The sequence below is a fragment of the Kitasatospora sp. CB01950 genome, from assembly GCF_001905465.1.
Taxonomy (GTDB): Bacteria; Actinomycetota; Actinomycetes; order Streptomycetales; family Streptomycetaceae; genus Kitasatospora.
The window spans coordinates 252,671-272,155 of the sequence record NZ_LISX01000003.1; the positions used below are offsets into that span (position 1 = coordinate 252,671).

Below are 19,485 nucleotides of genomic sequence, written 5' to 3' on the forward strand. Positions count from 1 at the left end.
GGTGACGGTCGCGCCGGTGCGGGTGGCGTGGGGGTGGCGGGGGTCGCATGGTGGGGGGTGGGGGTGGACGGGCCTGTGGGGGCGGACGGGTTCTGACTGTGGATCAAAGTGGGCTCGGGTAGGGTGCGTTCGGATTTTCGGGTCGGGTCGAACGGGGACGGAGTGGGAATGCGAATCGGAATTCTCGGCACGGGGACGGTCGGGCAGACTCTCGGTAGCAAGCTCGTCGCGCTCGGACACGAGGTCGTTCTCGGGTCGCGGAGCAAGGGCAACGACGCGGCCGCCGACTGGGCGGAGCGCAGCGGGCAGGGCGGGCGGGCCGGGACGTTCGCGGAGGCGGCCGAGTTCGGGGAGCTGGTGATCGTCGCCACCTCCGGCACCGTCGCACTGTCGGCGGTGGATCTGGCCGGGTCGGAGCACCTCGCCGGGAAGACCGTGCTCGACGTGTCGAACCCGCTGGTGTTCTCGCCGACCGGGGAGATGACGCTCGACCCCGTCAACACGGACAGTGTCGGCGAGCAGCTGCAGCGCGCGCTGCCCGAGAGCCGCGTCGTGAAGGCGCTGAACACCGTCACCGTCACCGTCATGGTGGACCCGGACCGGATCCCCGGCGAGCACCAGCTGTTCGTGGCGGGGGAGAACGCCGAGGCGAAGGCGCAGGTCACGGCGCTGCTGGGAGAGTTCGGCTGGCCGGCGGGGCGGGTGCTGGACCTCGGCGGGATCGAGGCGGCGCGGGGGACGGAGATGCTGATGCCGTTCTGGATGACGCTGATGCGGCACTTCGGGCACGCCGACTTCAACTACGCGATCCGGACCGCGAACTGAGCGCGAGAGGCAGCACCATGAGCAGCAACCCCACCGAGCAGCAGCCCCCGTTCGGCCCGCTGGACGAGGACTGGAGCACCGCCCTGGCGATCGTCGCGCACCCGGACGACATGGAGTACGGCGCGTCCGCAGCCGTCGCCCGGTGGACGGCGCAGGGCAAGCGGATCAGCTACCTGATGGTCACCAGCGGTGAGGCCGGGATCGACGGGATCGAGCCCGAGCAGTGCCGGCCGATACGGGAGCGGGAGCAGGTCGAGTCGGCGGCGCTGGTCGGGGTGGACACCGTGGAGTTCCTCGGGTACCCGGACGGCATGGTGGAGTACGGACTGCCGCTGCGCCGGGACCTGGCGCGGGCGATCCGGCGGCACCGGCCGGAGATCGTGATCACGACCAACTTCCGTGACACGTACGGCGGGGTGTTCCCGAACCAGGCGGATCACATCGCGGTGGGGCGGGCCGCGTTGGACGCGGTGCCGGCGGCCGGGAACCGGTGGGTGTTCCGGGAACTGCTCGCCGAGGGCAACGAACCGTGGAACGGCGTCCGCCAGGTGTGGGCGGCCGGGTCGCCGGACGGGCGGCACGGCGTCGACATCACGGAGACGTTCGCGGCCGGCGTCGCTTCGCTGGAGGCCCACCGGGCGTATCTGGCGGGTCTGAGCGGCGAGATGGCGAACGCCGCCGAGTTCCTGGAGTCGATGGGCCGGATCGCGGGGGCCCGCCTCGGGACGACGTTCGCCGCGGCCTTCGAGGTGGTCAACTTCCGCTGAGCTGCGGCGAGGCGTGGTCGGGCGCGATCGGGGCGGGCGGCCCGACTGCGCGCCATGATGGTACACGTCAGCGCCCCGCGAACCAGCGGTTGTTGACGGAGCGTCAGTGCCGTCCGTCGGCGGGGACGTCCTCGCCGCTGTCCTGGTGCGGGATGCGGCTGCCGGCGTCGTACACCGGGCGGCGACGGCGGCGGTGGCGCAGCCAGGCGCGGCTGGCGACCAGGGCGAGGACGGCGAGGACGGCGATCAGCAGCAGCACCTGGTAGCGGACGGCCTGCCGGTACAGGACGGTGATGTTGCTGCCGGCGGAGTAGCCGATCGCCGTCCAGACGCCCGCCCACAGGACGGCGCCCGCGGCGTTGGCGGGCAGGAAGCGCCGCCACGGCATGCCGGTGGTGCCGGCGACGACGCCGTTGGTCTGGCGCAGGCCGTCGACGAAGCGGGCGCCGGTGACCACCAGGGTGCCGCGGCGGCGGAAGAAGTCCTCGGCGCGGGCCAGGCGCTCGGGGGTGAGCCGCAGGTAGCGTCCCCAGCGGTGGACGAACGCCAGTCCGCCGGTACGTCCGATCAGGTAGGCGAGGCCGTTGCCGGCGAACGCGGCCAGCACGGCGACGGTCAGCACCACCGGCAGCGACAGCTGCCCGGCGCCCGCGTAGACGGCGGCCAGCACCAGGATGGTCTGGCCGGGCACCGGGATCACGCAGTTGTCGAGGAACACCAGGACGCCGACGGCCAGGTAGCCGTAGTCGTCCAGCAGTGGCGCGAGCTGGGCCAGCGGGCCCGGCAGGGGTGGGGGCAAGGCGGACCGCTCCTCCCACCGGGCCGAGGCCCGGGATCAGCGCTGCTCTTCGGCGAGGCGGTGCTCGACGATGCAGTCGGGGCCGGGGTAGACGAGGCCGGCGTGGCCGTCCTCGAAGCGGACAAGGTACGGCGGCTCGCCGTCGGTGCCGCGCACCTCGACGATCTCGCCCTTGCGGTCGGTCATGCCGACCGACCTGCTGTACATGTGGACGTGGTCTCCCACGGTGGCTTGCATGGCTGCTCCTGCGGTTCGGCGGGACCTGGCCGAGCGGCCGGCGGCCGCTGGCCGGGACCGGTGGGACGCGGGGGCGGACCCCTGCTTCCGCGGACCCCTGTTTCCACTGTGCGGCGGCGCTCCGGGCGGTGCAATGGCGGAACCGGTCAGCCCGCACTCGGCCCACGGCCGACACACGGTCGGCCCACCGGGGAGATCGGCCTGCGGGAGGCGTCGATCGGCGGGGTCGGCGGGGTCGGCGGGGTCGGCGGGGTCGGCGAGGCCGGTCAGCCGGCGAGCTCGGCCGGCGGGGTGGCGAGGTAGCTGCGTACCAGGCGCTTGCACTCGGCGATCAGCTGCGGGTCGCCGTCCGGGGCGGCGCGGAAGGCGAGCTTGAGGACGGCGTCCGCGCACTCCATGGCGACCCGCAGGGCGAGCGCGTAGCCGGGGGCGGAGAAGAGGTCGCCGCCGATGGTGCGCAGGCGCAGGGCGACGGCCGCGTTGTTGTCGAGTTCGGCGTCGAGCATGTGCAGGTCCTCGACGGAGGAGGGGAGGGCGTCGACCAGGCCGAAGTCGAGGTGGCCGAAGCCGGGCAGGGTGCGCTTCATCGCCACGAACTCCTCGACCGCGAGGTCGGTGAACTCGGCGACGCCGGGGCGTCCGGCGGCGTCCACCCGGCGGGCCAGGCCGTCCAGGAAGACCGCCAGGTTGCGTTCGGCGAGGGCGGCGAGCAGGCCGTCCTTGCCGGAGAAGAACTGGTACAGGGTGCCGATCGGCACCTCGGCGCGCTGCGCGACCTCCTTGGTGGTCAGCCCGCTCGGGCCGACCGCGTCGAGCAGGCCCGCGCAGGCGTCCAGCAGCCGCTCGTACCGCTCCTGGCTGCGCTGCTGCACCGGGCGGCGGCGGGCGCCGGCCGCCGGGGCGCGGGAGGCGGAGACGGGGGCGGAGGGCTGCGCGGTCATGCCGGACACTCTGCCGCATCGGGTCGCGTCGCGGCCAATCCCCGTGCCAGGTCGGCGGGGCGGTGTGATTGGGTGGCCGTTCGACGGCGGACGGAACGAGAGGCGGGGTCGGTGTGGACGGGCGGCCGGTGGCGGTGCAGCGGGCCGGGCGGATCGAGGACGGCGGGTGCCGGCACCTGCTGGTGTGGCGGGCCGGGCCGGGCTGGCGGATGGTCAGCTCCGGGGTGCTCGGTGGCGGCCTCGGCGAGCGCCACTGGGTCCTCAACGCGCAGGTCCGGGCCGGCTACGGGCGGATGGACCCGGACGCGCACCTGGCCGAACTCGCCGCCGCGCAGGGCCTGCTGGGCCCGGGCGTGGGCCTGATGACGGCCGCCGAGGTGGACGCCTGCACCTGGGCGGAGGACGGCGGCGTGACGGCGGTGGTCACCACCGGCATCGGGGTGCCCACCTGGGCCGCCGCTCAACCTGACGGATCGTCAATTATGTTGCCGGGCGCGCGGGTTGCTTTCGCTCCGGGGACGATCAACGTGCTGGCGGTGGTGCCGGCGGCGGTGGCGGACGCCGGGCTGGTCAACCTGCTGGCGACGGCCACCGAGGCGAAGGTGCAGGCCTTGCTGGAGGCGGGCCGCGACTGCTCGGGCACGCCGTCGGACGCGATCTGCGTCGCCGTGCGGACGCCGGTGGCGGGCGAGCCGGTGGAGCCGTTCGGCGGGCCGCGTTCGCACTGGGGCTCCCGGCTGGCGCGGGCGGTGCGGGCGGCGGTGTTCGAGGGCGCGGTGCTGGACCGCGAGCGGCGCGCCGAGTACGACGGGCCGCCGCTGCACCCGGCGACGGTGCAGGGCTGCGAGCTGGCCGACGTGCTGACGGGTCGGTGAGTGCGGGGGGATCAGGTGCCGGGCAGCTGGTCCTGGTCGATGACGTAGACCCGGGTGCGCTCGGGCGCGTCGGCGCAGTGCCGGCCGAGCTTCTCCCAGCGGGACTCGGGGGAGTGCAGCGGCCGGTGGCACCGACGACACCGGACGACCGGGGCGGGGCGGCGCTCGACAGCTGTCCCCGGCAGTGGCGGTTCGATGGTTTTCAGGTCGGTGCTCACCCCTCCAGTTCACCATTCCGGCCCGGCGGCCGTGCGACTGGGGGCCCGGAAGGCCCGCCCGACCTCCGGTTGTCGCCCTGCGGTGGGGCGTTCGGCGGGGCGCTCGGCGAGGCGTTCGGCGGGGCGTCCGGCGGGGCGTCCGGTGGGGCGTCCGGCGGGGCGTCCGATGGGGGCGGGCGCGGGGTCGGGCGCGGGTATTCTGGGCGCTTCGTGTCGACGGGGGGATCGGGGCGGTCATGGTGAGAGTGCTGCTGGCCGAGGACATGCACCTGGTGCGCGGTGCGCTGCGGGCGCTGCTGTCGGACGCCGGTGACATCGAGGTGGTGGCCGACACCGGTCACGGCGACCAGGTGCTCGCCGCCGCGCTCGCCCACCGGCCGGACGTCGCGGTGCTGGACGTCGACATGCCGGGGACGGACGGGCTGACCAACGCGGGCGTGCTGCGCGAACGGGTGCCCGGGTGCGGGGTGTTGATCCTGACGGCGCATCGGCGGCCCGAGGTGCTGCGGGCGGCGCTGGCCGCCGGGGCGACGGGGTTCATGCCGAAGGACGCGCCGCCCGAGCGCCTCGCCGAGGCGATCCGCACGGTCGCGGCGGGCGGCACCGCGATCGACCCCGAGCTCGCCGCCCGCGCCCTGACCGCCCCCGCCAGCCCCCTCACCGAACGCGAGGCCCAGGCCCTCGCGCTGGCCGCCGACGGCTGCGAGCCCCGCGAGATCGCCAAACGCCTCCACCTGTCGCCCGGCACCGTCCGCAACTACCTGGCCGCCGCCCAGGTCAAACTCGACGCCCGCACCCGCCTCGACGCCGTCCGCATCGCCCGCGAGTCCGGCTGGCTCCCCCCGGCGGCCGCCCGCTAGCGGCGCCGTCGCGCCAGGTCCTGTCCTGGCGGGCGGTCAACTGCCGTTCGGGGGTGGGGTGTTGCGCAGCACGCGGAGGTTTCGGCAGTGCCAGGAGATGCGGCGGATGTCGGGGCGGGGGCGGAGGTGGCCCCACTGGCCGGCGGAGACCGAGAGGTTGACGATGATCCAGGCGCGCCAGGCGGCGCCGACGCCGCGGGCGTCGGAGTGGACTGCGCGGCCGTCGATCGACCAGTCCACGGAGCCGGCGCCGAAGCGGCAGGTGAGGGTGAACCAGGTGTCCGGGGTGACCAGATTGTCCAGGTAGGCGGGGTTGCCGGGGTTGACGTGGTTGCTGAGCTCCAGCATCTGCGGGTGGTCGGGGTGGTACTCGAAGAGGTCCACCTCGCCGTGGCCGCGCTGCGGGCGGCCGGGGGCGACGTCCCGCCCCCAGGTCCAGATCGCCGGCCAGGCGCCCTGGGTGGCCGACAGCAGGCACTGAGCCTCCAGCACGTCCTCCGGGAGGAGTTCGAAGTTGCCCCGGGTGTTCTCCGTGGTCACCAGCGGCGTGCGCCAGCTGAACGGGTTCTCCCGGACCGCGGCGAACTCGTCGCCGTCCGGCCCGAAGCCCGGCACCAGGTGGTCGAGCTTGTTGTCGCCGCTGTTGCGCCCGTCGGGCGGGTACGCGGAGGAGGCGCCGGCCGCCCACTGGGAGCTGTCGGAGAACGGTGCGTCGAAGACGACGGCGGGGCCGGCCGGGTCGGTGGGGCTGCCGTTCGGGGGGATCACTGCGGTCACCGGACACTCTCCCGGGTCGTGCGATTGGTTCATCCGGGGGCATTCCCGGCAAAACCGTTCGCCGACCGCCCGATCCACCGGCGCGTTGAGGTGCGAGCTCCGGCGTGGGGGCGTGCGAGGGCGCGCGGCCGGACCGGCGGGCCGGGTGTGGCAGGCTGGCGCGATGAAGACGATCGGCCTGCTCGGCGGCATGAGTTGGGAATCCACGGCGGAGTACTACCGGCTGCTCAACGAGCTCACCCGGGAGCGGCTCGGCGGGCTGCACTCCGCCAAGTGCGTGCTGTACTCGGTGGACTTCGCGGAGATCGAACAGCTCCAGGCCGCCGGCCGGTGGCAGGAGGCGGGCGAACTGCTCGCGGCCGCCGCCCGGTCCGTCGAGGCGGCCGGCGCGGACCTGCTGCTGATCTGCACCAACACCATGCACAAGGTGGCCGACCAGGTCGCCGCCGCGATCGGCATCCCGCTGCTGCACCTGGCCGACGCGACGGCGGAAGCCGTGCTGGCGGCGGGAGTCGAGCGGGTCGGGCTGCTCGGCACCGCGTTCACCATGGAGCAGGACTTCTACCGCGAGCGCCTCGCCGGGCACGGCCTGGAGGTGATCGTCCCCGACGCGGCCGGGCGGGAGCTGGTGCACCGGGTGATCTACCAGGAGCTGTGCCTCGGCGTGGTCCGCGAGGAGTCCCGCGCCGCGTACCGGGGCGTGATCGCGGAGCTGGTGGCGGCGGGCGCGCAGGGCGTGATCCTCGGCTGCACCGAGATCGAACTGCTGGTCGGCGCCGAGGACAGCCCGGTGCCGGTCTTCCCCACCACCCGCATCCACGCCTCGGCGGCGGTCGCGGCCGCGCTGTGACTCAGTCCCAGTCCTGGAGCTGCTGGATCAGGTCGGCGTCGCCCTCCATCCGCAGCGAGCCGACCGGGATGCGCATGTACATGAGCAGGGCCATCTCGCTCGCCGTGCCGTAGATGGCGGCGGTGGGCCTGCTCCCGGCCGCCTCCGCCGCGGTGAGGCGGGTGAAGCGGGAACCGGCGGCGTCCACCGTCTGGCGCCAGGAGCCGGCCTCGGCTGCGTGGTAGTCCATGGTGGAGGGCTCGTTCGGCCACGGGTTCGTGCCGGTGCAGACGGTGGAGAGGAACTCGTCGATGGCGTCGACCGCCTCGGTCGTCGGCAGCTCCTGCGGGGCACCGGAGGCCAGCTGGGCGTCGTAGGTGTGGATCAGCGACTCCGGGACGCGGCGGCGGGCCACGGCAGCCACCGTGTGCGACGAGGCCAGCGGCTCCCACCAGGCCCAGCAGCCCCGGTCCGGGCCGGCCTCGCGCAGAGCACTGAGAAGCTGCTCCGTCGAGTCGGCCAGCCAGGCTATGAGCGCCTCGCGCTCCCCGGGCGCCGCCAGCCCGTCCTTGCTCGGCCGCTCGTCGCCCGGCGCGGTGTTCAGCACGATGTAGGCCCAGAAGCGGTCCCCCTCACTGAGGTGGTTCGCCAGGTCGTACAGCGTCCAGCCCGGGCAGGACGGGACGTCGGCGTCGAGGCTGGGGGCCGCGGCGACGGCGGCGCGGAACGCGGCGGACCGCTCGTCGATAATCCGCAGCAGGGTGGGGAATTGGAGATGCTCAGTCACGCAGACCTTGTATCACCCGGATCGGGGCGCTCGCACTCGATTAAGAAGGCACCTCATGTGGTGAGTCTTCGGGTGCGGATGAGGGGTGCGGCGATGTCGGCGAAGTGGTCGGCCTTGCGCCCGTAGCGGTGCCGTCGCAGCCCGAAGGAGCCGACTTCTCAGCGATCCAGGGCGACGGCCAGCGTCCAGTGGTCGGGGCCGGCCGGGCCGCTGGCGAGGGCGGCGCCGTGGGCGGCGGCGCGGGCGGTCAGGTTGGGGGTGCCGTCGCCCGGGCGGTGCGGGCCGGGGCGGGGGCGGTCGTTGGTGAGGCGCAGGCCGCCCGGGTGGAGGGCGAGCGCGCAGTGGGTGGCCCGGCTGTGCCGCAGCAGGTTGGTGACGCCCTCGCGGAGCACCGCCGCGAGCAGCGGGCGGGCGGCGGCAGGGGTGCTCTCCGGGGCGCCGGTGAGCCGCAGCTCGATCCCGGCAGCGGCCAACAGGGCTCGGGCGGAGGCGAGTTCGCGGTCTAGGTCGAGTTCGGTGTGGTCGGCGGGGATCGCGCGCAGCTCGGCCAGGGTGCGCTCGGCGAGTGCGGCGGCGCGCGGCAGGTGGCCGGCGGCAGGCTCGCGCAGGGCGAGTTCGGCGGTGACGGCGACGGCGGTCAGGCCCGAGCCGAGCAGGTCGTGGACGTCGCGGGCGATCCGCCGCCGCTCCCGGGCGACGGCCAGTTCGGCCAGCGCCCGGCGGGCCTCGCGGACCCGGTGCACCAGCGTGGTGAGCAGCGTCAGGCCGTAGTAGACCAGTGCGATGGTGACCACGTCCACGGCCGCCGTCCCGTCGACCGTGCCGGCCGCGAACACCGCCGCGCCGAACGCGGGCCAGCCGGCGGCGGGCGGCAGCAGCACCAGCGCGGACGCGGCGGCGAAGGCCAGCAGCTGCGGGTGCGGGCCGTCCGGACCGAACAGCACCGCGGCCGCGAGGGCGCACTGCAGCGCCCACGTCCAGCCGTACCCGGGCGGGCGCACCCCCGGCGGGCGGGGCAGCGAGTGGTGCACCTGGAGGCCGGTGACGATCGTCAACGCGGCCAGGCAGAGCGCGAGTTGACCGCCCGGGAGGGCGAGGTCGAGGAGGAGGGCGACGCCGGCCGCCAGGTAGCCGAGATGGACGGCGATCAGGACGGGCAGCACCGGCGCGGGCATCGGGCCGTCCGGCGCGGGGGCCGTCGGCGGTGGTTCGGGTGTCGCGCGGACCCGGGCGGCGGCCCGGCGGGCGGTGGCCGCGGCGGCGGCGGCGTCACCGTCGGCGGCCAGCCGCAGCACCGCCGCCAGCGGGACGCCGATCGCGGTGTGCAGTTCGCGGGCCGCGCGCTGCCGCTCCCGGGAGACCTGTGCGGCCGCCAACCGGTCGCGGGCGGCGTGGAGTTCGGCGTACAGGTGGAACAGCCGGGTCAGCGCGTACACCGTCAGGCCCTGGGCGAGGGCGTTGCTCGCGCCGTTCGCCGCCCGGTAGCCGCCGTCCCCGGCGAGCGCCGCCGCGCCCGCCACGATCAGTGCGAACAGCACCCAGCGCACCGGCCGGCGCACCAGCAGCAGCACCGAGGCGGCCGCGAAGCCGGGCACGCCCGACCAGGGCGCGAGCAGCAGCTGGGCGGCCAGCGTCCACGCGCCGCGCAGCCGGGTCGTCCACGGCAGGCAGTGCACCGCCTGCACGGCCAGCGCCACCAGCGCGGCGGGCGCGGGCCACCACCCGCCGTAGGCCGGCGCGGCCATCCCGAACATCGCGCCCAGCAGCACCAACGACAGCACCACCGGGCCCGGAAGGCCCTCGTCCTCGTCCTTCGTTCCCCCGAACACCCCGCCATTGTGCCCGAGTTGATCATGCCGTCGGCACCCCGCCACCCCGGCACCCCGGCACCCCGGCACCCCGGCACCCCGGCCGGCCGGTGGACCGCGCGGGCGCGCGCCGGTGCGGCAACGGCGGGAGGGTGGAGAGGAGCCACGGAGTCCGAGGAGGTCGCCATGACTGGGCATGCCCGTTGCGGGCCGGAAGGGGACCCGGAGTTCTTCAAGGATCTGGACGCGGTGTTCGCGAAGCACCCGGACGCCGCGCGACGGTACTCGGTGCGGTGCCTGGCGCTGGAGACCGACCTGTTGAAGGTGGACTTCGCCAAGCAGGTCGGGGTGTCGCGCATCGAGGCGGGCCGGATCGTGACCGAGTTCCGCAACCGCGACGAGTTCGGGAACGACGGCGAGGACGAACCCCTCTGCTGCGAGTTCGCCGGCGAGGCGCCGCACGAGTTCTGCGTCAGGTACTGCGAGCTCTGACCGCCCGGGGGCCCGCACTCGGGGGTTCCGCACCTGGGTTCCGCACCTGGGTTCCGCACCCGGGGGACGTGCAGAATGCATGCCGACGGATGCGCCTGGCACTGCCCCGACCGCCCTGCCCGGAGCCATCGTTGACGCATGATCAAGCGCCGCACCGCCGCCGTCCTCGCCCTCGCCGTCACCGCCCTGCTGCCCGCCGCCGCGCCCGCCCACGCCGCCGTCCCGGCCCCGCTGGGGGAGCTGATCGACCGGACGGTGACGGCGCAGCTGGGCCGCGACCGGATACCGGGCGCCGCCGTGGCCGTGGTCGGCGCCGACGGGAGCGTGCTCACCCGGGGCTACGGCGTCGCCGACACCGCCGCCCGGACGCCCGTCGACCCCGAACGCACCGAGTTCTACCTCGGCTCGCTGGCCAAGCTGTTCACCGCGCAGGCCGCCGCCCAACTGATCACCGACGGGAAGCTCGACCCCGCCGCCGACGTCAACCGGTACCTGCCGCCAGCCAACCGCATCCCCGACACCTACCCCGGCCACCCCGTCACCACCGGCCACCTGCTCACCCACACGGCCGGCTTCGACAGTGACCTGGTCGGCGTCAACTCCGCCACACCCCAAGGCCTTTCGAGCCTGGAGGACAGCCTCGCCGAGCACCGCCCGGCCCGGGTCCGGCCGCCCGGAACCGTCGTCGCCTACGACAACTACGGCGCCGCCCTCGCCGGCTTGGTCGTCGAACGCGTCAGCGGCCGCCCGTTCGCCGAACAGCTCCGCGCGGCCGTCCTCGGCCCGCTCGGCATGACCCGCACCTCCTTCGCCCAACCGCACCCCGACGGCCTGCCACCCGCCCGCGGCTACCGGCCCGACGGCACGGACGGCTGGGTCGAGGAACACGGCCAGTACGGACCTTGGACGCCCAGCGGCCCCGGCGGCGTCACCACCGCCGCCGACATGGCCCGCTGGATGCGCGCCCAACTCGCCCCCGACGCCGCCGCCCGCCTGATGCAGACCACCCACTACCGGCAGCACCCCGACCTGCCCGGCGTCGGATACGCCTGGGAAGGCTGGACGCGCGACGGGTTCACCGGCTGGTTCAAGGACGGCGACCTGCCCGGCTTCCACGGCAACCTGCTGATCCTGCCCGAACAGGGCATCGGCATCTACGTCGTCTACAACGGCGACGGCATCGACGGCAGCGCCAACTGGGACGGCAAGGAGCTGATCCGCGCCGTCGTCGACGCCCTCCCCGGCGCCCGGCCGCCCGCCGCCGGCGGCAGCAGCGGCAGCCCCGCCGACGCCGACCGCGTCGCCGGGACGTACCGGGCCGCCCGGGTCAGCCGCGACAGCCTGATGCGCACCGAGGAACTCTTCGGCTCCGTCACCGTCACCGCCGAAGGCAACGGACTGCGCACCGACGGCCTCGCACTCGACCCCCGGCACCCCGAACAGCACTGGCTGCCGCTCGGCGGCGAGCGCTACCGCGAACGCGACGGACAGGCCGAAATCGCCTTCCACGACGGCGTGTTGAGCGTCTCCGACAACCCGTCCACCGCGTTCGAGGCACTGACCTGGCGCGAGCGGCCCGGCCCGCGCCTGGCCGTCCTGTTCGCCGCCCTGACGGTCCTGCTCGGCGCGGCCGTCGCCGTCCCCGCCACCGCACTCGCCCGGCGACTGCGCCGACGCCCCGCCCACCCGCGACCCGCACAGGCCGCCCGGGCCGCCGCCGCCCTCGCCGGCGTGCTCGCCGCCGGATTCCTCGCCGCGCTGCTCGCCCTGGTCTCCGACGGCAACGCCATGATGGAAGCCGTCCCGCTCGGCACCCCGCTCGCCCTCGCCCCCACCTGGTGGGGCGCGCCCTTCCCGCTCGCCGCCCTCGCCGTCACCGCCGGCGCCGCCGCCGGCTGGCTGCGCCACTGGTGGCGACTGCCCGGCCGCCTCGCGATGACCCTGACCGCCCTGGCCTGCTGCGCGTTCACGGCGTTCCTCGCCCACTACCACCTGATCGCCGGGCCGCTCGGCGCTCTGCTGGGCTGACGCGACCCTGCTGGGCCGGCGCGGGCGGGCGCTCGGGCAGGGGCTTCGGCCGGGGCGTTCGGCGCTCTGGTGGGGGTGACGCGGCCGGGGCCGGCTCAGGCCAGGTGGAGAGGCAGAACGGCTGGCGCCCGACGAGGTGCGCCACGCCCTGCTGCGGCGTACCCGCGAACTCCTGGACGGCAACGCCGGCTGACCGTCAGCGCTGGAGAGTGCCGGCCAGCAGGTCGACGGCGGCGGCGGACGGGGAGCCCGGCTCGGGGATGTACAGCAGGATGCGGTGGTCGCTGCTGTCCGAGGGGCGCAGGTTCTCCAGGCCCAGGTCGAGCTCGCCCACCAGCGGGTGGTGGAAGGACTTGGTGCCGGCCGTGCACTCGCGCACCGGGTGGCGGGCCCACAGCGAGGCGAACTCCGGGCTGTGGATGGCCAGATGACCCACCAGCTCGGCCAGCTGGCGGTCCTCCGGGTACCGCCCGACCGTCAGCCGGAGAGCCGCCACGGCGACCTTCGTCTCGGCCTCCCAGTGCGTGAACAGCTCCCGGGTGTGCGGGTCGAGGAACAGCAGCCTGGCCAGATTGGGACGCTCGGCCGGGAGGTCCGGCGCGGACGGGTCGAGGTGCCCGGCCAGCAGGGCGTGCCCCAGCGGGTTCCACGCCAGGAAGTCGTAGCGGTGGTTCAGGACCACGGCCGGGATGCGGTCCATCGCCGCGATCAGGTGCCGCGTCGACGCCCGGACCTGTTCCGGCCTGGGCGCCGAACTCCGGCCCGCCGACGCCCGGTCGGGACGGGCCAGGGCGCGCAGGTGGGCGTGCTCGTCACCGTCCAGACGTAGCGCGCGGGCCACCGCGTTCAGTACCCCGTCCGAGGCGTTGACGCTCTGGCCCTGCTCCAGCCGCGTGTAGTACGCGACGCTCACCCCGGCGAGCAGCGCCAACTCCTCGCGGCGCAGCCCCGGCACCCGGCGGCGGGTTTCCGTCGCGTTCAGACCTACGTCCTGCGGCTGCAGCAACGCCCGTCGGCTGCGCAGGAACTCACCGAGATCCGCCGAAGTGTCCATACGCATCAGTGTGCCTCGGGGGACCGGGCGAGTCTGCGGCCGAAGGTAACCCTGCGAGTGCCACCCTGCCGGCCGGTGGCCGTCGGGCTCCCGGTGGTCGCTGCGGCCGTGCCGGGGGCCCCGGTGCGGCCCTCGGTGCGGCCCCCGCCGAGGGCCCCGGCGGGGGCCCCGGCCGGGGGCGGGGGCGTGCGGGGCTACACTGGGCGACGGTCGTGACGCCCCGGTGCGTCCCGAGAATGCGGAGGTGAGAGCAGTGGAGTGCAGTAGTCCGGGCCGAAGTCGGCCCCGCTCCGGGCAGTTCTCACCCACTCCCGGCACCCGGAACCCTCGCCCCCGCACCGCCCGCTGAACGCGGGCCCTGCTGTCGCGCGGACCGTCCGGTGTCGCCCGTCCCCCCCCGCCGTGCGGAGGCGTGACGGAACCAGACCCGTGGAGGTACCCGCCATGTCCGACTGGCGTGTGCGCGCCGTGCGCGCGAGCAAGCGACCCTTCAGCCGCAGCCCCCGGCTGGTGGCCGACCACACCGCCGCGCCCGAGCACTCCATGGACCCGCGCTCCGAGCAGAACTCCGACGACCGCGGTCCCGCCTCCGTCGAGGGCTCCGTCGTCGACGCCGCCGTGTACCGCGACGGGCGGCGGATAGAGACACCGGCCGGCCTCGCCGAGATCTACCGCGAACTCCCCGGCAAGCCCGGCACCATGGCCTGGATCGGCCTCTACCGGCCCGCCGAGGCCCAACTCGTCGAAGCCGCCGAGAAGTTCGACCTCCACGAACTCGCGCTGGAGGACGCCATCGTGGCCCACCAGCGCCCCAAGCTGGAACGCTACGGCGACACCCTGTTCGTGGTGCTGCGCGCCGCCCGCTACCTCGACGACGTCGAAGAGGTCGACTTCGGCGAGATCCACCTCTTCGTCGGCCCCGACTTCGTCCTGACGGTCCGTCACTCCCAGTCGCCCGACCTGTCGATGATCCGCGGCCGCCTCGAAGCCGACCCCGACCTGCTCGCGCTCGGCCCCGAGGCCGTCCTGTACGCCGTCCTCGACGCCGTCGTCGACGGCTACGCCCCCGTCATCGCGGGCCTCCAGCACGACATCGACGAGATCGAGACCGAGGTCTTCGGCGGCGACCCCCGGGTCTCCCGCCGCATCTACGAACTCTCCCGCGAGGTCATCGAACTCCAGCGCGCCACCGGCCCGCTCCTGGAGATCATGCGCGCCCTCGAAGCGGGCTTCCAGAAGTACGGCACCGACGAGGAACTCCAGCGCTACCTCCGCGACGTCGCCGACCACGCCACCTACGCCGCCGAACGCGTCGACGGCTTCCGCCAGATGCTCCAGAACATCCTCACCGTCAACGGCACCCTGGTCTCCCAGCGCCAGAACGAGGAGATGAAGCAACTCGCCGAAGCCGGCCACGCCCAGAACGACGAGATCAAGAAGATCTCCTCCTGGGCCGCCATCCTCTTCGCCCCCACCCTCATCGGCACCGTCTACGGCATGAACTTCGAGGAAATGCCCGAACTCAAGTGGGCCTTCGGCTACCCCTTCGCCATCGCCCTGATGGGCGTGGTCTGCGGCGGCCTCTACCTCATCTTCAAGAAGCGCGACTGGCTGTAGGGCCTGCCCGGCCGAAAGCCCGGGAGCGGCCCGGGAGCGGCCCGGGCCCGGTCCGGTCAGTGGCCGAGGACGCCGCGGATCCAGCCGTCCACCGTGCCGGTCAGGTCGTGCCCGCCGGAGGTGTGGTCCAGTCGGAACGTGCGCACCGAGTCGCCGCTGCGGAACATGCCGCGCTTGTCGAACTCCAGCACCACCTCCACCTGGTGGGGCGAGGTGACGAAGGACAGCTCGACCTCGTTGCACCGGCGGGCGAACTGCGGCGCCGCCCGGTACTCGATCTCCTGGTAGAACGGCAGCGTCTGGCCGGTGCCATGGATCCGGCCGGCCTCCAGATCGGCCCGGTGGAAGTGGAAGCCGAGCGCCGCCATCGCCTCCAGCACCCGCTGCTGGACCGGCAGCGGCTCCACCGCGAGCGGGTCGCTGTCCCCCCGGTCCAATTGGCCCGCGATGTCCACGTCGGTACGGACCCCGAGCGCCATGCCCGCCAGGTGGTGGCCCCCGACCGCCGTCAGCGGCGTCTCCCACGGCACCGGCAGCGCGAACGGGACGGCGCGCTGCTCCCCGGAGGCCAGCCGCAGCGGGCCGCAGACCTGCGCCCGGGTGAACTCCCTGACGGCGTGGCTCTCCCCGTTCTCGTGCTCGATCTCGACCCGGGCGACCAGCCCGAGCGTGATGCCGTTGATCTGGGCCTCGCGCTCACCGCCGACCAGGTTCACCTGCCCGTGCACAGTGCCGCCCGGCTGGACGGCCGGGGAGGACAGCACCGTGTCGACGCCGGGTCCGCCGACGCCCAGGGCACCGAGAAGCCGCTTGAACACCATCCGGGGGCACTCCTCACAGATTCGGGTTTCGAACGGCGACAAACGCGTCACATGCTCTGATGTCGCCCGCATGCGGGTCGGGATGTCCAGCGAGTTGGCGGAAGCCGAAGAACGCCGGCACACCGATGAGGACACCGGCAATTGCCAAGCGGAATCCGAGCCTTCCGCCTCTCCCGCTCTCCTTCTTGTCGGGTGTCCCGGCATCCCCGTCCTGAGCAGTTGCCATCCGGTCCCCCTCGGCCCAGCGCTTGTCTCGGCAAACTCATCGTAGGACCCTGGCAAGACTTGGGTAAACACGCCAACTTCCTTGTCCCACAACGCCTTTGCCAGGAGTTCGCTGTGGCACGTCGCAAGACCCGGGCCGCTGGCCCCTCGGACGAGTCGCTGCGCATCGCGCGAACGATCGTCGACTACGAGTCGTGTCTCGACCACGAGGTGCCGCACGCCGTCGCCCGGGGGCTGTGGGCCCACGACATGAACTCGCCCTTCGCGGCCGGTGAGCACGTCTCCGTAGGCGCTGCCGGACTGCTGGAGGAGCGCGCCCGCCGGGAGGCAGTCCAGCGGGCGAGGCGCTCAGCAGGGTTTTCAGCCGGCCGGGACGAGCAGGGCCAGGTCGCCGTCGAGGCGGCGGTAGAGGAGGCGGCCGCGGCGGGTGGTGGGGTCGGTGAAGAAGAGGTACGGGAGTTCGGCGGCGGTGAGGCGGGTGGCGGCCTGCTGCTCCGTCAGGGGCGGGGCCGGGTGCGGGCTGAGGGTGAGCGGTGTGGCGGGCCGCTGCGGTGGTGCGGCGGGCCGGGTGCGGGCCAGGCGGTAGCCGGTCGGGCCGACCCGGTGGACCACGGCGTCGGTCTCGGTGGCGGGGTCGGTGAACAGGTGCACGTCGTAGTCCATGGCGTCCAGGGTGCGGACCGCCGCGTCGGGTGAACACCACACCAGCGAAGGCGACTTGACGCGGACGATGCGCTCGCTGCCGGTCGCGGGCAGGTCGACGGCGCGGGCGGTCGCGGAGGGCCAGGGCCGGGGCCGCCAGCTCGCGGAGACGGCGCGGATGCGCTGGCGCAGTTCGTCGGCGAGCCGGTCGGCGGCCTCGCCGATGCCGCGCGCGGCCAGCTGCACCCGGACCCGGCGTCCGTCCACCTCGGCGTTGACCTGGGCGAGCACCCGTCCCGGCGCTCCGGCCAGGCGGATCCGGACGGCTTCGACCAGCGCGGAGCCGTCCTGCGCGACGGTGGCGATCCGGGCCCGGGCGAGGGCGGCCGCCTCGCCCGGCAGTCCGGCCGGGTGCAGGGTGATCGACTCGGCGACGTCCATGGCTGTGCTTCCTCCAACGCGGGGGGTCAGTGCGGGCGGGTGCGGTTCAGGGCGACGAGCAGGATCAGCAGGCACAGCCCGACCGACCCGGCGACGGTCACCACCGCGGAGCCGGTCGGCCCCGGGCGTCCGGCGAGCAGCGTCGCGGCGGCGGTCGCGGCGGCCACCGCGAGTCCGCCCGTCACCCAGCCGACGGTGGCGGCGGACGGCCGCACGCCCCGGACGGTGGGCAGGTCGTACGGCAGGGAGCCCCAGGCACGGTCCTGTTCGCGCCGGTCGGCGCGCCGCTCGACGGCGGCCAGGACGCGCAGCGCCGCACCCGACAGCGCGCCGGTCAGGGCCGCGCCGAGCGGAACGTGCCAGCTGAGCGGGGCGGTGAGCAGCACCGCGGCCGCGGCCAGGCCGGCCCACCACAGCAGGCAGCCGGCGGCGGCGAGGCGGGCGGTGCGCGGACGGTCCGCGCCGGCCCGCAGGTCGAGCAGCGCGGGCAGGTACCAGGCGCTGCCGGCGGCGGTCACGGCGGCGGTGCCGAGGGCCAGGACGGGGTGGGCCATGGCGGGTTCCTCCAGAGCTGAGGGGGTGCCGTCCCCGCCCCGCCCGGACCGGGAGATACGGCGGGGCGGGGACGGCGTTCGATGGCCCGTCGGGCTGTGGTCCGACGGACGGTGGAGCCGGTCAGTCCTCGGAGGAGGACGCGGCGAGGCGACGGCGCTCGCGCTCCGGCAGGTCGAACGTGGCCGGGGTGACGTCGCCGAGGTGCGGCGCGGGCTTGCCGTGGTTCTCCAGGTAGTCCAGCGCGGCGATCTCCGGGTGGTGCAGGTCGAACGCGGGGGACTCCGAGCGGATCTTCGGCAGCTTGGTGAAGTTGTGGCGGGGCGGCGGGCAGGAGGTCGCCCACTCCAGCGAGCGGCCCCAGCCCCACGGGTCGTCCTCGGTGACCTTCTCGCCGTACTTGGCGGTCTTCCACACGTTGTAGAGGAACGGCAGGATCGACAGGCCGAGCAGGAACGAGCCGATGGTGGAGAAGGTGTTCAGCGCGGTGAAGCCGTCGGCGGCCAGGTAGTCGGCGTAGCGGCGCGGCATGCCCTCGGCGCCCAGCCAGTGCTGGACCAGGAAGGTGGTGTGGAAGCCGATGGTGAGCGTCCAGAAGGTGATCTTGCCGAGGCGCTCGTCCAGCATCTTGCCGGTGAACTTGGGCCACCAGAAGTGGAAGCCCGCCATCATCGCGTACACCACGGTGCCGAACAGCGTGTAGTGGAAGTGCGCGACCACGAAGTACGAGTCGGAGACGTGGAAGTCCAGCACCGGCGCGGCCAGCAGGACGCCCGTCAGACCGCCGAACAGGAAGGTGACCAGGAAGCCCGTCGCCCACAGCATCGGCGTCTCGAAGGACAGTGAGCCCTTCCACATGGTGCCGACCCAGTTGAAGAACTTCACGCCGGTCGGGACCGCGATCAGGAAGGTCATGAACGAGAAGAACGGCAGCAGGACTTGGCCGGTGACGTACATGTGGTGCGCCCACACGGTGACCGACAGGCCGGCGATGGCGATGGTGGCGGCGATCAGGCCCGAGTAACCGAACATCGGCTTGCGGCTGAACACCGGGATGATCTCCGAGACGATGCCGAAGAACGGCAGCGCCAGGATGTACACCTCCGGGTGGCCGAAGAACCAGAACAGGTGCTGCCACAGCATCGGCCCGCCGTTCATCGGGTCGAAGACGTGCGAGCCGAATTTGCGGTCCATCTCCAGGGCGAGCAGCGCGGCCGCCAGCACCGGGAAGACCATCAGCACGAGCAGCGAGGTCAGCAGCACGTTCCAGGCGAAGATCGACATCCGGAACATGGTCATGCCGGGCGCGCGCATGCAGATGATCGTGGTGATGAAGTTGACCGCGCCGAGCACGCTGCCGAAGCCGCTGAACGCCACGCCCATGATCCACATGTCGGCGCCGACGCCCGGCGAGTGCACCGCGTCCGACAGCGGCGCGTAGGCGAACCAGCCGAAGTCCGCCGCGCCCTGCGGGGTGAGGAAGCCGGCCGCCGCGATCAGCGAGCCGAACATGAACATCCAGTACGACAGCATGTTCAGCCGCGGGAACGCCACGTCGGGCGCGCCGATCTGCAGCGGCATGATCCAGTTCGCGAAACCGGTGAACAGCGGCATCGCGAACAGCAGCAGCATCACCGAGCCGTGCATGGTGAACGCCTGGTTGAACTGCTCGTTCGACAGGATCTGGGTGCCCGGGCGGGCGAGCTCGGCGCGCATCACCAGCGCCATCACACCGCCGATCAGGAAGAACCCGAACGCGCTGACCAGATACATCGTGCCGATCGTCTTGTGATCGGTGGTGGTGAGCATCCGCACCAGCGCGCTGCCCGGTGTGCGCCGGGGTACGGCCTCGGCCGTGTCCCGACTCGCCTCAATGGCAGCCATCGGCCG

At 73.8% G+C, this 19,485-nt stretch carries 20 protein-coding genes; 8 read left to right on the top strand and 12 right to left on the bottom strand.

The genetic code is table 11. The annotated features are described in order from the left end of the window. Positions 1-168: 168 nt before the first annotated feature. Together AMK19_RS09780 and AMK19_RS09785 are read left to right on the top strand one after the other, a co-directional pair. Positions 169-825: an NADPH-dependent F420 reductase gene (locus tag AMK19_RS09780; RefSeq protein ID WP_073810138.1), complete on the top strand. Its 657-nt coding sequence runs from the start codon at positions 169-171 to the stop codon at positions 823-825. A gap of 17 nt (positions 826-842) precedes the next feature. Beyond that, positions 843-1,592 (top strand): PIG-L deacetylase family protein, encoded by a 750-nt coding sequence (locus tag AMK19_RS09785; protein ID WP_073810139.1) that lies wholly within the window; start codon positions 843-845, stop codon positions 1,590-1,592. A 103-nt stretch (positions 1,593-1,695) separates the two neighbouring features. On the opposite strand, the gene AMK19_RS09790 is transcribed toward AMK19_RS09785, so the two are convergent. The 3 genes from AMK19_RS09790 to AMK19_RS09800 form a co-directional block, all read right to left on the bottom strand. Continuing rightward, positions 1,696-2,391, bottom strand: a complete 696-nt coding sequence (locus tag AMK19_RS09790; protein WP_073810141.1) for a DedA family protein — start codon at positions 2,389-2,391, stop codon at positions 1,696-1,698. A gap of 36 nt (positions 2,392-2,427) precedes the next feature. Continuing rightward, positions 2,428-2,628, bottom strand: coding sequence for a DUF1918 domain-containing protein (locus AMK19_RS09795; protein WP_073810143.1), 201 nt, complete (start codon positions 2,626-2,628; stop codon positions 2,428-2,430). 266 nt (positions 2,629-2,894) lie between these two features. Then, entirely contained in the window at positions 2,895-3,569 is a 675-nt protein-coding gene (locus AMK19_RS09800) for a TetR/AcrR family transcriptional regulator (protein ID WP_073810829.1), read from the bottom strand. A 113-nt stretch (positions 3,570-3,682) separates the two neighbouring features. Here AMK19_RS09800 and AMK19_RS09805 point away from each other — a divergent pair, with 113 nt between their 5' ends. Next, positions 3,683-4,444 carry an adenosylcobinamide amidohydrolase gene (locus AMK19_RS09805; RefSeq protein ID WP_241844320.1) on the top strand — a complete coding sequence of 254 codons (762 nt, stop codon included), beginning with the start codon at positions 3,683-3,685 and terminating at the stop codon, positions 4,442-4,444. Between the two features lie 11 nt (positions 4,445-4,455). Here AMK19_RS09805 and AMK19_RS09810 read toward each other — a convergent pair whose 3' ends face one another. Next, positions 4,456-4,662, bottom strand: coding sequence for a DUF6011 domain-containing protein (locus tag AMK19_RS09810; RefSeq protein ID WP_073810144.1), 207 nt, complete (start codon positions 4,660-4,662; stop codon positions 4,456-4,458). Positions 4,663-4,898: 236 nt separating this feature from the next. Between AMK19_RS09810 and AMK19_RS09815 the strand changes: the two genes are divergently transcribed. After that, a complete protein-coding gene (locus tag AMK19_RS09815; protein ID WP_073810146.1) occupies positions 4,899-5,522 on the top strand; it encodes a response regulator transcription factor in 624 nt (207 codons plus the stop codon). Between the two features lie 36 nt (positions 5,523-5,558). On the opposite strand, the gene AMK19_RS09820 is transcribed toward AMK19_RS09815, so the two are convergent. After that, positions 5,559-6,299 carry a beta-glucanase gene (locus tag AMK19_RS09820; RefSeq protein ID WP_143200135.1) on the bottom strand — a complete coding sequence of 247 codons (741 nt, stop codon included), beginning with the start codon at positions 6,297-6,299 and terminating at the stop codon, positions 5,559-5,561. 163 nt (positions 6,300-6,462) lie between these two features. Here AMK19_RS09820 and AMK19_RS09825 point away from each other — a divergent pair, with 163 nt between their 5' ends. Continuing rightward, on the top strand, positions 6,463-7,149 hold the full coding sequence (locus AMK19_RS09825) for an aspartate/glutamate racemase family protein (RefSeq protein ID WP_073810147.1): 687 nt from the start codon (positions 6,463-6,465) through the stop codon (positions 7,147-7,149). Between the two features lies 1 nt (position 7,150). Here AMK19_RS09825 and AMK19_RS09830 read toward each other — a convergent pair whose 3' ends face one another. Together AMK19_RS09830 and AMK19_RS09835 are read right to left on the bottom strand one after the other, a co-directional pair. Beyond that, positions 7,151-7,915, bottom strand: coding sequence for a maleylpyruvate isomerase family mycothiol-dependent enzyme (locus AMK19_RS09830; protein WP_073810149.1), 765 nt, complete (start codon positions 7,913-7,915; stop codon positions 7,151-7,153). A 158-nt stretch (positions 7,916-8,073) separates the two neighbouring features. Further along, positions 8,074-9,744 carry a sensor histidine kinase gene (locus AMK19_RS09835; RefSeq protein ID WP_073810151.1) on the bottom strand — a complete coding sequence of 557 codons (1,671 nt, stop codon included), beginning with the start codon at positions 9,742-9,744 and terminating at the stop codon, positions 8,074-8,076. A gap of 165 nt (positions 9,745-9,909) precedes the next feature. On the opposite strand from AMK19_RS09835, the gene AMK19_RS09840 reads away from it, so the two are divergent. Beyond that, on the top strand, positions 9,910-10,215 hold the full coding sequence (locus AMK19_RS09840; protein WP_143200136.1) for a hypothetical protein: 306 nt from the start codon (positions 9,910-9,912) through the stop codon (positions 10,213-10,215). Positions 10,216-10,353: 138 nt separating this feature from the next. Further along, on the top strand, positions 10,354-12,243 hold the full coding sequence (locus tag AMK19_RS09845; protein ID WP_073810154.1) for a serine hydrolase domain-containing protein: 1,890 nt from the start codon (positions 10,354-10,356) through the stop codon (positions 12,241-12,243). Positions 12,244-12,439: 196 nt separating this feature from the next. Here AMK19_RS09845 and AMK19_RS09850 read toward each other — a convergent pair whose 3' ends face one another. Continuing rightward, on the bottom strand, positions 12,440-13,297 hold the full coding sequence (locus tag AMK19_RS09850) for a helix-turn-helix domain-containing protein (RefSeq protein ID WP_073810155.1): 858 nt from the start codon (positions 13,295-13,297) through the stop codon (positions 12,440-12,442). Positions 13,298-13,741: 444 nt separating this feature from the next. On the opposite strand from AMK19_RS09850, the gene AMK19_RS09855 reads away from it, so the two are divergent. Then, positions 13,742-14,914, top strand: coding sequence for a magnesium and cobalt transport protein CorA (locus tag AMK19_RS09855; RefSeq protein ID WP_073810157.1), 1,173 nt, complete (start codon positions 13,742-13,744; stop codon positions 14,912-14,914). Positions 14,915-14,970: 56 nt separating this feature from the next. Here the strand turns inward: AMK19_RS09855 and AMK19_RS09860 are convergent, their stop codons facing one another. The 4 genes from AMK19_RS09860 to ctaD all read right to left on the bottom strand — a co-directional run bounded on the left by AMK19_RS09860 (position 14,971) and on the right by ctaD (position 19,479). Next, positions 14,971-15,735, bottom strand: a complete 765-nt coding sequence (locus tag AMK19_RS09860; protein ID WP_073810158.1) for a sporulation protein — start codon at positions 15,733-15,735, stop codon at positions 14,971-14,973. 585 nt (positions 15,736-16,320) lie between these two features. Then, positions 16,321-17,043, bottom strand: a complete 723-nt coding sequence (locus tag AMK19_RS09865) for a sigma 54 modulation/S30EA ribosomal C-terminal domain-containing protein (RefSeq protein ID WP_073810160.1) — start codon at positions 17,041-17,043, stop codon at positions 16,321-16,323. Between the two features lie 26 nt (positions 17,044-17,069). Beyond that, complete coding sequence (locus AMK19_RS36465) at positions 17,070-17,597, bottom strand: hypothetical protein (protein WP_073810161.1); 528 nt, start codon at positions 17,595-17,597, stop codon at positions 17,070-17,072. Positions 17,598-17,718: 121 nt separating this feature from the next. Then, positions 17,719-19,479: an aa3-type cytochrome oxidase subunit I gene (gene ctaD / locus AMK19_RS09875; protein ID WP_073810163.1), complete on the bottom strand. Its 1,761-nt coding sequence runs from the start codon at positions 19,477-19,479 to the stop codon at positions 17,719-17,721. Positions 19,480-19,485 lie beyond the last annotated feature (6 nt).

Excerpts from the sequence above, each read along its gene's own strand:
- AMK19_RS09865 (WP_073810160.1), bottom strand. The coding sequence starts at position 17,043 with ATGGACGTCGCCGAGTCGATCACCCTGCACCCGGCCGGACTGCCGGGC.
- AMK19_RS09850 (WP_073810155.1), bottom strand. The coding sequence starts at position 13,297 with ATGGACACTTCGGCGGATCTCGGTGAGTTCCTGCGCAGCCGACGGGCG.
- AMK19_RS09815 (WP_073810146.1), top strand. The coding sequence starts at position 4,899 with ATGGTGAGAGTGCTGCTGGCCGAGGACATGCACCTGGTGCGCGGTGCG.
- AMK19_RS09845 (WP_073810154.1), top strand. The coding sequence starts at position 10,354 with ATGATCAAGCGCCGCACCGCCGCCGTCCTCGCCCTCGCCGTCACCGCC.
- AMK19_RS09800 (WP_073810829.1), bottom strand. The coding sequence starts at position 3,569 with ATGACCGCGCAGCCCTCCGCCCCCGTCTCCGCCTCCCGCGCCCCGGCG.
- AMK19_RS09780 (WP_073810138.1), top strand. The coding sequence starts at position 169 with ATGCGAATCGGAATTCTCGGCACGGGGACGGTCGGGCAGACTCTCGGT.
- AMK19_RS36465 (WP_073810161.1), bottom strand. The coding sequence starts at position 17,597 with ATGGCCCACCCCGTCCTGGCCCTCGGCACCGCCGCCGTGACCGCCGCC.
- ctaD (WP_073810163.1), bottom strand. The coding sequence starts at position 19,479 with ATGGCTGCCATTGAGGCGAGTCGGGACACGGCCGAGGCCGTACCCCGG.
- AMK19_RS09785 (WP_073810139.1), top strand. The coding sequence starts at position 843 with ATGAGCAGCAACCCCACCGAGCAGCAGCCCCCGTTCGGCCCGCTGGAC.
- AMK19_RS09860 (WP_073810158.1), bottom strand. The coding sequence starts at position 15,735 with ATGGTGTTCAAGCGGCTTCTCGGTGCCCTGGGCGTCGGCGGACCCGGC.
- AMK19_RS09825 (WP_073810147.1), top strand. The coding sequence starts at position 6,463 with ATGAAGACGATCGGCCTGCTCGGCGGCATGAGTTGGGAATCCACGGCG.
- AMK19_RS09855 (WP_073810157.1), top strand. The coding sequence starts at position 13,742 with ATGTCCGACTGGCGTGTGCGCGCCGTGCGCGCGAGCAAGCGACCCTTC.
- AMK19_RS09795 (WP_073810143.1), bottom strand. The coding sequence starts at position 2,628 with ATGCAAGCCACCGTGGGAGACCACGTCCACATGTACAGCAGGTCGGTC.
- AMK19_RS09840 (WP_143200136.1), top strand. The coding sequence starts at position 9,910 with ATGACTGGGCATGCCCGTTGCGGGCCGGAAGGGGACCCGGAGTTCTTC.